Source organism: Brevibacterium sp. CT2-23B (assembly GCF_013168765.1).
In the GTDB taxonomy this organism is placed as follows: domain Bacteria; phylum Actinomycetota; class Actinomycetes; order Actinomycetales; family Brevibacteriaceae; genus Brevibacterium; species Brevibacterium sediminis.
Genome location: NZ_JABBYK010000002.1, coordinates 288,486 through 300,774 on the forward strand (window position 1 = coordinate 288,486; position 12,289 = coordinate 300,774).

Here is a 12,289-nt window from a genome sequence, read left to right on the forward strand (position 1 = left end):
CTTCGGTGAGGATGCGGCGCAGCGACGATCTGTGCCTGTAGGGCACGGAAAGCGGGGCGGAGTCAGTCATCTCTGTGCTCGACAGCGATGCCGTACTGAGCAACCTCATCGACCAGTTGGCGCCTCACTTCGGCCTCGGCTAACTCCCACACTCGCATATTCTCGTTCGTGTCCCACCCTGTTGCTGTCGGAGTGGTCCAGAAGCTGGTGTCATGGCGTTCCCAGAAGTCATGGAGTGCTCGGAGATTCAGAGTGAGCTCATCGGAGAGATCGAGGTCAGAGGGTTTGAGGCACAGTTCGTCATGCTCCACGTCGCCCCAGAGCGGCCAGCGGCGTCCGTGGCTGGGAAACATGCGGATCTCCGGCGTCTTGATCATGGAGCCAGGCTACTGGACCGGATTCCAGCGCGAGGCGCATCGACGTGCTGATTTCAGCGCCAGTGCCTGTGTAGCCAGTCTCACAGTGCCCGGTGCTTGAACCCATAGCGGTCGACTCTCTCGCTCCGATAGCATTGAGCCACCGTATCTTCGCGTCGAAAGGCTGTCTTCATGGGAAACCCTGAGCAGGAATCACAGGCCGCAAAGGATCCGTTCTCGCTGACGGGACTCACGTATGACGATGTCCTCCTCCTGCCAGGCGACACCGATGTCATCCCTTCCGAAGCCTCCACCGCCTCCCGGCTGACCAAGGAGATCGAGCTCAACATTCCGCTCGTCTCCGCGGCGATGGACACCGTGACCGAATCCCGGATGGCGATCGCCATGGCCCGCATCGGCGGCCTGGGCATCATCCACCGCAACCTCTCCGCCGAGGATCAGGCGAACCAGGTCGACTACGTCAAGCGCTCCGAATCGGGCATGATCAACGACCCGCTGACGATCACCCCGGACAAGACTCTGGAAGAGCTCGACGAGATCTGCGGCAAGTATCGCATCTCCGGACTGCCGGTCGTCGACGAGAACAATGTGCTCGTCGGCATCGTGACCAACCGCGACCTGCGCTTCGTCACCCGCAGCGAATTCCCCACACGCACCGTCGCCGAGACGATGACGAAGATGCCGCTGGTCACCGCGCCCGTCGGCGTGGCTGCCGAGAAGGCGTTCGAGCTGCTCGCCGAACACAAGGTCGAGAAGCTGCCCCTCGTCGATGACAACAACGTCATCCAGGGCCTCATCACCGTCAAGGACTTCGTCAAGACCGAGGAATATCCGCTGGCGACCAAGGACGACGAAGGCCGCCTGCGCGTCGGTGCCGCCGTCGGATTCTACGGCGACGCCTACGAACGTGCAGGACTGCTCGCCGAGGCGGGAGCCGACGTCCTCGTCGTCGACACCGCCAACGGCCACGCCCGCGGAGTCACCGAAATGATCAAGAAGATCAAGTCGGACCCGGCGTTCTCCGCCGTGCAGATCATCGGCGGAAACGTCGCCACGAAGGAAGGCGCGCAGGCGCTCGTCGAGGCCGGAGTCGACGCCGTCAAGGTCGGCGTAGGACCCGGATCGATCTGCACCACCCGCGTCGTCGCCGGTGTCGGCGTCCCGCAGGTCACTGCCGTCCACCTTGCTGCACAGGCCGCTCAGGCCGCCGGGGTGCCGGTCATCGCCGACGGCGGTCTCCAGTACTCCGGTGACATCGGCAAGGCCCTCGTCGCCGGTGCCGATACCGTCATGCTCGGCTCTCTGCTGGCGGGATGCAACGAATCGCCGGGCGAACTCATCTTCGTCAACGGCAAGCAGTACAAGGCCTACCGCGGCATGGGTTCGCTGGGCGCGATGGCCCCGCGCAAGGGCAAGTCGTATTCGAAGGACCGCTACTTCCAGGCCGATATCGCCACCGACACCGACCTCATCCCCGAGGGCATCGAAGGCCGAGTCGCCTACCGCGGTCACCTCAAGCAGGTCGCCCACCAGCTCACCGGAGGCCTGCGCCAGACGATGTTCTACGTCGGCGCGCGCACCGTCGGCGAGCTCAAGGCCAAGGGCAAGTTCGTCCGCCTGACCACGGCAGGGCTGAAGGAAAGCCACCCGCACGATATCCAGATGACCGTCGAGGCCCCGAACTACGTCGTGAAGTGACGTAGGCAGGCACATCTGACGGAGATGCCTCTGGTCGATGAGAAGCCGCAGCTTCCGCGTTTGAGCGGAGGCTGCGGCTTCTTGCGTGTGCGGTCGGCTGAGGGCACGGGGCGAATTCCTGGCTGTTCAACGGAAATCTGTGACTCTGCAGTGCCTGAGCAAATTGTTGGGTCGATCCAAGGTGTTCTGCGGTCTGAAACCACCGTGGATCGACCCAACAAATCGCGGTCACCCGGGCGCCCTTGGTCTCACGATGCTGGATGACACACCCCGATGTGACGAATGCCACTCGCCCATTTTCCGGCCGATGCACCCGTAGTGCGAACGGCCGCCTTGCCGTGTGAACGCTGGGAAGCGGGGCATCGTCCTTGGTGAGGGGTCTACTTCCGTAGTCATCGAATCCGCCCGGAGGCTCTTCGGGAACAAAAGAACTTAGGGTAGGTTTCCCTAATGCGAGCCGCGCTTCGCGGTGCGCATCATCGAAGGAGGAAACCTCACAGTGACGACTTCTCTGCTCTACGACACCGAAGCGACACCCACTTCAGCACCCCTTCAGACTCCCGAAATTCCCCACCCGGACGCCGCCGGCACCTTCAGCGATCGTGGCGCCCACACCGATGCCCTCCTCGGCGCCCACAGCGCAGACGAGTACACATCGCTCATGCACGACGTCGTCGACATCCTCGGCGATCGGTTCCGCACAACTGAGCGGGCCGCCTCGGCGAAGGAACGCTCCGGACTCCAGGCCGCCGTCGACGCCGTGGATCTCGACACCGCAGGCGTCGGCAACGCCGAAGCCCTGCGCGAGGTCGACGCTCTCTACGCCGACAATGCCGTGTGGTTCCACCACCCCAGCTACGTCGCCCACCTCAACTGCCCGGTCGCCGTGCCCGCCGTCGCCGCCGAAGCGATGCTCGCCGCCATCAACACCTCGGTCGACACCTACGACCAATCCGAGGTTGCCACCCTCATGGAGCGCCGCCTCATCGACTGGACCTGCGCCCACCTCGGCTTCGCCGGCGGCGACGGAATCTTCACCTCCGGGGGCACCCAGTCGAACCTCCAGGCACTGTTCCTCGCCCGCGAAAACGTCCTCGCCGAGGCAGCGGGACACGTTGAGGCCGTTGACGCCGAATCCCGCCGAGGCGGCCCTGACCTGGGCGCGCCCAACCGCCGCGACCTGCTGTCCCGGCTGCGGATCCTGGCCACCGACCAGGCCCACTTCTCAGTGTCCCGTGCTGCGTTCCTCCTCGGTCTCGACGCCGAGGCGGTCGTGACCGTCCCGACCGATCGGTCCGGCCGCATGGATGCCGAAGCACTCAATGCCAGCCTCCTCGCGATCCAGGCGAACGACCAGATCCCCATGGCCGTCGTCGCCACCGCCGGAACCACCGACCTCGGTGTCATCGACCCGCTCGAGACCATCGCCGAGGTCTGCGAATCAGCGAACGTGTGGCTGCACGTCGACGCCGCATACGGCGGCGGACTGCTCTGGGCCCCACAACGCGCCCACCTGCTCGACGGGATCTCCAGGGCCACCTCGGTGACCATCGACTTCCATAAGACGTTCTTCCAGCCCGTGTCCTCATCGGCCCTGCTCATCAGGGACGCGAGCCTGTTCGCGCCGACGATCCACCACCACGACTACCTCAATCCCGAAGCCGAAGCGCAAGAAGCCGACGCCGAACCGAACCAGGTCGACAAGTCCCTGCAGACCACCCGCCGCTTCGACGCGCTCAAGCTCTGGACGACGCTGCGCGCCCGCGGAGCAGGGGAGATCGGATCGATGCTCGACGCCGTCTGCGACCTCGCGACCGACGTCCGGGCGCTGCTCGAGGACCAGGCGGACTTCGAAGTGCTCGGCGCCTCGGACCTGTCCACGGTGCTCTTCAGATTCACCCCGGCGACCGCGGACCAGGTCACCTGCGACGAACTCGTCCCGCTCATCCGCCGAGTCCTCTTCCGCTCCGGCCGCGCCGCCATCGCCCGCACCGTCATCGACGGCACGCCGTGGCTCAAACTCACCCTGCTCAACCCCGACACCCGCATCGACGACGTCACCGCCGTGCTCGACCTCGTCCGTGCCACCGGGCACGGCATCCTCGCCGGCCGGGACCTCGAGGACGCAGCGACAGAAGGAGGCGCAGCATGAGCGCAGATTCCACACACATTCACGACATCCTCGGCGTCGGCATCGGACCCTTCGGACTCGGCTTGGCCGCGCTGTCGGAACCGCTCGACGACGTCGACGCGATCTTCCTCGATCAGCGCCCCGAATTCCGTTGGCACCCGGGCATGATGATCGAAGGCTCGACCATCCAGGTGCCGTTCCTGGCCGACCTCGTCACCATGGCCGACCCCACCTCGCCGTACTCATTCCTCAACTTCCTCAAGGAGCGCAAGCGGCTCTACCCGTTCTACATCCGCGAATCGTTCTACCCCCTGCGCGCCGAATTCGACGAATACTGCCGGTGGGTCGCCGTTCAGCTGGATACGCTGCGATGGAATCGTCGCGTCGTGTCCGTGACCAGGGACGACGGTGTGTACACCGCCCTCGCCGAGGTGGTCGATGACTCCGGTTCGATCCTGACGACCGAGACCTACCGCGCTCGGCATCTCATCCTCGGGGTGGGAACGCAGCCGGTGCTGCCACCTGCGCTGCAAGGGCTCGGGGGAGGAACCGCCGACTCGCCCGCTGCCGGCCGGGACGGTGCCGTCGGCTTGCCCGCTGCCGGCCCGCTCATCCACACCGCCGACTATCTCGAGAACCGCGAAGCGCTGCTCGACTCGGGGGCGATCACGATCATCGGCAGCGGCCAGTCCGCCGCTGAGATCTACCGTGACCTCGTCGACGACGCAGAAGACCGCGGAGTGCGCCTGGACTGGGTGACCCGCTCGCCGCGGTTCTTCCCGATGGAGTATACGAAGCTCACCCTAGAGATGACCTCCCCGGAGTACACCGACCACTTCCGGGCCCTGCCCGATGAACTGCGCGAACGTGTCGGCCGGGAACAGCGCACGCTGTACAAGGGCATCTCCGCCGACCTCGTCGACGACATCCACGACACTCTCTACCGACTCAGCCGCGGCGGGCGGCAGCTGCTGACGAACCTCGTCTCCGAAGCCGAACTCGAGACCGCCGAGATTGATCCGATCAGCGGCGAATACCTGCTCGGCTTCCGCAACACGGCACTGGACAAGACGTTCACTCGGCGGTCCGGATCCGTGGTCGCCGCCACCGGATACAAATCGCAGGTCCCGGACTTCCTCAGCCCTCTCGGCGACGACATCCGTCTGGACTCCCGAGGCCGCCTCGACGTCAGCCGCCACTACACGATCAACGACGAAGGAACCATCCACGTCCTCAACGGCGAAGAGCACACCCACGGCGTGACCGCCCCCGACCTCGGCTTCGGCCCGTGGCGGGCCTCGGTGGTGCTGGCCGCAGTGACCGGCCGGGAACCCTATCCGATCGAACGGACCATCGCCTTCCAGACCTTCGGGGTGCCGGCCGACGAATCCGATGCCGTGCCCGATGCCGCCTTCGCACTCGACGACTCCAAGGAGATGTCACACGCATGACCACCGAACTCATCACCAGCCTGACCACCACCGAGGCGGACGAAACCGATCCGACCGATTCTGCTGTTGGTGCGAACGCCACCTGTACGCGCACGGACCGCAGTTCGGACATGAAGCTCACGGCCGCCTCGGCGACAGTGACCATCCGTCCGCTCGACGTCGACCGGGACACCGCCCGGATCCACGGGTGGCTGACCCACCCGCGCGCTCACTACTGGATGATGACCGACCTCGACGAGAACGAGGTCCGGACCTACTTGAATGGCATTCGCGACTCCGCGGACGACGCCGGTTGGGTTGGCTCCGTCGACGGCACCGACTGCTTCTACGTCGAAACCTACACTCCGGACACCCTCATCCCGCAGAACATCGTGGCGACCGGGCCCGCGGACATCGGGATGCACCTGCTCGTCGCACCGCCGGCAGGACCGGCCGTGCATGGCCTCACCGACCGCATCATGGCGGAGGTCATCGACTTCTGCCTGAAGCCTGTTGACCAGGGAGGACGCGGTGCCGAGCGCGTCATCGTCGAACCCGATGCCAGGAACGACGCGATCATCGAGAAGAACCGAGCTGCCGGTTTCACCCCCATCACCGAAGCGACCATCATTATGGGCGAGATCGAGAAACCGGCGCTCGTCAGTGTGTGCACTCGCGCGGATTTCGAGGCCAGCGCGCTGGCTCCGTTCGTCACGGCCGGTGCTCGGGAGTCGCGCGTGGCAGAGACCGGCGAGTCGGACAGTGACCGGAGGTCCACCAAATCACGCACGGGCCGGACATTCGCAACCCCGCCGGCACCGTACGCCCACCTCAACGGGGATGCGTTCGCCGTCGTGCAGCGCCACCTCGTCGCCAAAGCCCTGTCCGAATTCGCCCACGAACGACTCATCGCACCGGTGAGCCTCGGCGAGGGTGAAGGAGCGGCCGCGAACGGCAGTGCACATCCGGTCGGGGGAGCCGCCTCGGCGAATGGCGAGGGCCAGACCTGGGAACTGAGCATCGACGGCGCCAGCCGATACACGTTCACCGCGCGTGTGCTGCCGCTCGAGCACTGGGTGATCGACGAAGCGAGCATCACCCGGTGGCGCGACGGTACCGAGGTGCCGCTCGACGCGCAGGAACTCGTCGTCGAACTCCAAGACGAACTCTCCATCCCGGAGGACCTCATCTCCACCTACCTCGAGGAACTCGCCTCGACCCTGGCCGGGGCCGCGTTCAAACTCGAGGACGCCCGAGCCGGGCGCAGACCCGATGCACGTGCACTCGTCGAAGCGGATTTCCAGACCACCGAGGCGGCCATGACCGAAGGCCATCCGGGGTTCCTCGCGAACAATGGTCGCATCGGCTTCGGTCTCAGTGACTTCCGCAAGTGGGCGCCGGAGAACGGACAGCTCAACCGCATCGAATGGGTGGCAGTGAGGCGTGAACTCAGCCATCTGTCTTTGGGAGTCGGACTCGACGAGGAGAGCCACCTCGGTGAGGCTCTCAGCGAAGCCGAACGGGATCTCTTCGGGTCCCGGATCCGGGCGGCGGGACAGGATCCTGCGGACTTCCACCTCATGCCGATCCATCCCTGGCAGGCCGACCACCGCCTGGCGATCACCTTCGCCGCGGACATCGCGCGCGGCGATCTGCTGCCGCTCGGGGAAGGGCTCGATAAGCACCAGGCGCAGCAGTCCCTGCGCACGTTCTTCAACCATTCGCGGGCCGGAGCTCCGTATGTCAAGGTCGCGCTCGCCGTGCAGAACATGGGATTCCTGCGTGGGCTGTCGCCGAAGTACATGCGCGACACTCCAGCCATCAACGACTGGGTTGCTGGCTTGGTGGGCTCCGACCCCACCTTCGCCGAGGCGGGCTTCCGAGTGCTGCGGGAGCGCGCCGCACTCGGCTACACCGGTGATGTCTACCACCGGACGAAGGAGACGAACCCGCACCGGAAGATGCTCGCCGCCTTGTGGCGGGAGAACCCCGTCGAGCAGATCGATCCAGGTCAGAAGCTCATCACGATGGCTGCCCTGCTGCACCGGGATCACCAGGGGGTGTCGCTGGCCGGCGAGCTCATCAGCGCATCAGGCCTGAGCACCGCGGCATGGCTGCGCAGTTACCTGCGGGCGTACCTGAAGCCGCTTGTCCATGCGCTGCTGGCCCACGATCTCGTGTTCATGCCGCACGGGGAGAACCTCATCCTCGTCCTCGACGAGCATGTGGTCACCGGGGCGTTCATGAAGGACATCGGTGAGGAGGTCGCCGTGCTCGGCCACCGCGAGCTGCCTGCCGATGTCGAGCGCATCCGCGCCGTGGTGTCGGGGGAGGAGAAGGGCCTGTCGGTGTTCACCGATATGTTCGACGGGGTCCTGCGGCACCTCTCCGGCATCCTCGACGGCGATGGACTGCTGCCGGCCGAGAGATTCTGGGCGATCGTCGCCGAGACCCTCGACGACTACGAAGCGGAGCACCCGGATGATGCGCGCGGTGTCAGCGGCGACGTGGATCTGCGTGCCGACCACTTCGCTCATTCGTGCCTCAACCGGCTGCAGCTGAAGAACACGAAGCAGATGGTCGACATCGGCAACCAAGCCGAATCACTGCTCTACGCGGGCACGATGCCCAACCCGGTGGCTCGCTGAGTCATAGGGGGCCACGCCGACCGCTCACCTGAGCGGCGACCGCTCGTCGCATAACTTGATACAGCGACGGCAACTCGAGCGCTCAGTGAAGGATGACTGAGCCAGTGTGTGCGCTCGCCGCTGCGCTGAGCGGTCGGTGATTCGACGCAGCAGAACATGCCACTCGCCGAGGCGGGACTCCGGAAAGGAGTCCCGCCTCGGCGAGTACGTTCAACGAGTTGATCCGATGGCGGAATCGGCGCCATGTTTCTGAGCGCGTCTGCGGGCGATGAGCAGGCCGAGTGACCAGGCCAATGGGATGGGGATCAGCGGTCCGCAGAACAACCAAGTGAGTATCATCGCGACACCGGCCGAGATCCACCCGTCCTCAATGGTGCTCGCCCAGATGGTTACGACAATGCAGAATCCCAGGAGAAGAAGACACACAACTGACACGGCGGCGTAGAACCAGCGGCCCACTGTGGATTTCGGAATCACTCTGTCCTTCCGCAATCGCGGCGTACTGTGAGAATTGACGATACAGGCAATCTTGTCGAACTCATGTTGATTTTCAAGCGGTTACGGCATAATTCGATAAAGGCATCACCGTCGTAAACCACTCGTTTGGAACACTGCAGAGCCGACCGGAGGCCACTGATATGACTCCCGAGCAGACTTCACTTATCGAATGAATCCGTGCACTCATTGTCGAAGAGCCCGTGGTTCGAGAGGTCTCGATGTTCGGAGGCCGCGCGGTCATGGTCAACGAGAAGATGATCGTCAGTGCTGGTAAGACGGGTGATCTGCTGGCGCGTGTCGATCCCGACTGTCACGACAAGCTCATCGAGCGACCAGAAGCTGCACGGGCCACGATGGGGGCCGACCGCGATATGGGGCCCGGGTGGAACAACGTGAGCGCAGAGTCTGTCCGTGATGGCGAAACCTTGGCGTTCTGGGTCGAGACCGCTTTGGATTTCAACCGGCCCTAAGCCGTGCGGATATTTCGCGCCGAGACCTGATTGTTGCAAACGGTTAGCCCTATTGCGGGGACAGCGCGAATAGAGTGTCCAGAAGCACACAGGTTTCAGTGGTGTGTTCGGATCAGGCAGTCCATCCGTGCGGGATTTCGTGCGACATCTCAAAGGCGACAAACATGCTCAGACTCAGTGCGGCCCTCGCCTCATGCGGTGCCGTCTACGCCGCCTATGTTCTGTTCGACAGCGCCGATTTCGAGGCCGGAACCGTCAACTCCTACCTTTCGATGTGCGCGGCTTTCGCATTGATCGCCAGCACGCTCATCATTGCGGCACTGCCTCAGATATCAGCGGCGAGCGTTGCTGTGAAGTCAACAGGGGGCCTTGCCCTTGTTGTCGGTCTGTCGATAGCCGTGGCCGCCTGGTCGATTCCGTCTTCAGATGACTCGGGCTATCTCGGAATCATCACCGTCATGTTCGGGTTGCCAATGCTCGGGCTCTTGTCGGTGGCTACCGTTCTGGTGGCATTGGGCACACTGATCGCTGAACTTGTCGCATCCAAGGCGACCGGACGGTGACAGGCCAGCACAACTGAGTCCGTTGCGCGAGCGGTTAGTATCATTCCAACGGTTGCCTGTGCGTCGATGCGCAGATTCACGAACCGGTTCTCAGACTCAAAGGTGTGCGCATGGCGAAGCAGAACGATCGGCCGACCCTGGCCACGGTCGCTGCGCGTGCCGGCGTGAGCATCAAAACCGCCTCCCGCGTCCTCAACGGCGAAAAGCACGTTGCCGCCTCGACGGCGGAGAAAGTCGAAGCTGCCGCCGAAGAGCTCGGATTCCGCCTCAACCCCACGGCCAGACGCTTGCGTGCCGGAGGCCGTTCACCCTATATCGGCGTCGTCCTCTCCGACGCCGGTGATGCCTTCCAAGCCCGTGCGTTCGCAGCAGTGGAAGCCGAGCTCGCAACCCTCGACCTGCGCCCGGTGGTGACCGTGGTCGGAGACGACCCCGACCGGGAGGAAGCCTTCCTCGACGAATGCCTCGCCAACGACCTGACCGGGCTCATCGTCATCCGCGCCCACCCCGAGGCGGCCGAGACCTACGCACGAGCCGCCTCGGCGCCGGGCACTCGAATCGTCTCCCTCGACCCAGCGGTCGAAGGCCCTGGAATCAGCATCGTCGCAGGCGACGACCGTGAGGCGGGACGCCTCGCGGCCGAACAGCTGCTCGCTCACGGGCACATGGCACTCGGCGTCATCGGCGACCATTCGCCCAGCCTCATCACCACCCGCCGACTGCAGGGAATCCAGGACGCCATCGCCAGCCGCCGCGGCGTCGGCTGGCGCGCCTATATGCGCGAAGACGCCCACGACGAAGCCAGCGCGAAGAACGTCGTCGCCGCCTGGCTCGGTTCCCGCAGCGCACCCGGAGCCCTGATCACCCTGTCCGCCTCAGTGACCCAAGGCGCCATCGACGCCTGCCGCCGCCTCGGCGAATGGCCGGCCCTGGTCGGCATCGACGATTTCCCCACGGCCGAACTCCTCGATGTCACCGTCGTCGATCGCAACGTCGAATCCCTCGCCGCCGAGGCGGTCCGACGACTCCGGGTCGGTGGCGAACCCAGCGATGCTGGCGAGGGCGGGGACCGCCTCGGCGAAGGGGATGGCCCGATTGCGGGGGAGGCGAACCGGCGCGATCGAGTCGACGACGGCGTGCCCGATTTCGACAATGCGCTGTGCGTCATCGCTCGTGGCAGCGGTGAAGAGCCGCCGTACACCCGCTGAAGATTTTTGTCGAAACAGTTGACAGCAGGCGGCGTTCAGCGAATCATATTCAACAGCCTGACAACGTTGTCAGAAAGATTGAAAGGTTCACAATGAGGCACAACCTTAAGTCCCACAAAAAGCTGGCGCTCCTCGGTGCCTCCGTCGCGATCGGTGCTCTTGCGCTCAGCGGCTGCGGCAATCAGAAGGGCCAGGGAAACGACGAGGCCGACAGCGGATCCGGCGGCGACGGGGACGTCACCATCGCGCTGCTGCTGCCCGAGTCGAAGACCACCCGGTACGAGTCGCTCGACAAGCCGAACTTCGAGAAATACCTCAAAGAAGCCAACCCAGACGCGAAGGTCGAATACCGCAACGCCAATCAGGACGCGACTCAGCAGCAGCAACAGGTTGAGGCGGCCGTGACCGAAGGCGTCGACGCCATCGTCCTCGACCCCGTCGACGCTTCCGCAGTCTCATCCGCGCTGTCGAAAGCCGAAGCGAAGAAGATCCCGGTCATCTCCTACGACCGCTTCTTCGAAGGTGCGGATTACTACACCTCGTTCGACAACAAGAAGATCGGCAACCTGCAGGGCCAGGCCGTCCTCGACGGGCTCAAAGACGCCGGCGTCGACCCAAAATCGGGACCGGTCTGGATGGTCAATGGTGATCCGAAGGACCCGAACGCCGCGGACTTCAAGGCCGGCGCCGAAGAGACCCTCAAGGGCGCAGGCGTGGACATCGCCGCCAGCCACGACACCCTCGACTGGAACCCCGACGACGCCCGCCAGTGGGTCGAAGGTCAGCTGCAGGGCAAGGGCGAGAAGCCGATCGCGATCTACTCTGCCAACGACGGCACCGCCGGCGGCGTCATCGCCGCAACGAAGAAAGCCAAGGTCGAACCCGTCGTGACAGGTCAGGACGCCGAGGTCGACGGTCTGCAGAACATCCTCAAGGGTGACCAGTACGCCACGATCTACAAGTCGATCCCACCGCAGGCCGAGTTCGCCGCCAAAGCCGCCGTGGCCCTGGCCGCAGGCGAGGACGTCGACGCGGGCACGACCTACAAGGACACCCCCACGGACTTCGTCGAAGCCAAGGTCGTCACCACCGACACCATCAAAGACATCGTTGGTGACCAGATCAAGGCCGAGGACATCTGCACAGGCAAGGTGGAGAAGCTCTGTGCCGATGCCGGCGTGAAGTGAGCGCGTGCGCGTTCACAATCTGACGTGACCGACCTCGAGCCGGCGACCGCCACCGGTCGCCGGCTGCCGGGGTCAACGA

Annotated in this window: 9 protein-coding genes; 8 read left to right on the plus strand and 1 reads right to left on the minus strand. The window is 64.7% G+C overall.

Features of this window, described 5'->3' with window-relative positions:
• Positions 1–62 precede the first annotated feature (62 nt).
• The gene (locus HIM68_RS06420; RefSeq protein WP_139468394.1) at positions 63–377 is read right to left on the minus strand and encodes a hypothetical protein; all 315 of its coding nucleotides are present in this window, start codon (positions 375–377) and stop codon (positions 63–65) included.
• A 171-nt stretch (positions 378–548) separates the two neighbouring features.
• On the opposite strand from HIM68_RS06420, the gene guaB reads away from it, so the two are divergent.
• The 8 genes from guaB to HIM68_RS06460 all read left to right on the plus strand — a co-directional run bounded on the left by guaB (position 549) and on the right by HIM68_RS06460 (position 12,210).
• Positions 549–2,075 carry an IMP dehydrogenase gene (gene guaB / locus HIM68_RS06425; RefSeq protein ID WP_172170762.1) on the plus strand — a complete coding sequence of 509 codons (1,527 nt, stop codon included), beginning with the start codon at positions 549–551 and terminating at the stop codon, positions 2,073–2,075.
• Between the two features lie 499 nt (positions 2,076–2,574).
• Positions 2,575–4,227, plus strand: coding sequence for an aspartate aminotransferase family protein (locus HIM68_RS06430; protein WP_367647457.1), 1,653 nt, complete (start codon positions 2,575–2,577; stop codon positions 4,225–4,227).
• Complete coding sequence (locus tag HIM68_RS06435) at positions 4,224–5,657, plus strand: lysine N(6)-hydroxylase/L-ornithine N(5)-oxygenase family protein (RefSeq protein WP_172170764.1); 1,434 nt, start codon at positions 4,224–4,226, stop codon at positions 5,655–5,657. Before HIM68_RS06430 ends, HIM68_RS06435 begins: the two co-directional genes overlap by 4 nt.
• Positions 5,654–8,284, plus strand: a complete 2,631-nt coding sequence (locus HIM68_RS06440) for a GNAT family N-acetyltransferase (protein ID WP_253903785.1) — start codon at positions 5,654–5,656, stop codon at positions 8,282–8,284. Before HIM68_RS06435 ends, HIM68_RS06440 begins: the two co-directional genes overlap by 4 nt.
• A gap of 698 nt (positions 8,285–8,982) precedes the next feature.
• Complete coding sequence (locus tag HIM68_RS06445; RefSeq protein ID WP_367647458.1) at positions 8,983–9,252, plus strand: TfoX/Sxy family protein; 270 nt, start codon at positions 8,983–8,985, stop codon at positions 9,250–9,252.
• Between the two features lie 164 nt (positions 9,253–9,416).
• Positions 9,417–9,815 (plus strand): hypothetical protein, encoded by a 399-nt coding sequence (locus HIM68_RS06450; protein WP_172170766.1) that lies wholly within the window; start codon positions 9,417–9,419, stop codon positions 9,813–9,815.
• Between the two features lie 110 nt (positions 9,816–9,925).
• On the plus strand, positions 9,926–11,023 hold the full coding sequence (locus HIM68_RS06455; RefSeq protein WP_172170768.1) for a LacI family DNA-binding transcriptional regulator: 1,098 nt from the start codon (positions 9,926–9,928) through the stop codon (positions 11,021–11,023).
• 92 nt (positions 11,024–11,115) lie between these two features.
• Entirely contained in the window at positions 11,116–12,210 is a 1,095-nt protein-coding gene (locus HIM68_RS06460) for a substrate-binding domain-containing protein (RefSeq protein ID WP_139468400.1), read from the plus strand.
• Positions 12,211–12,289: the final 79 nt, after the last annotated feature.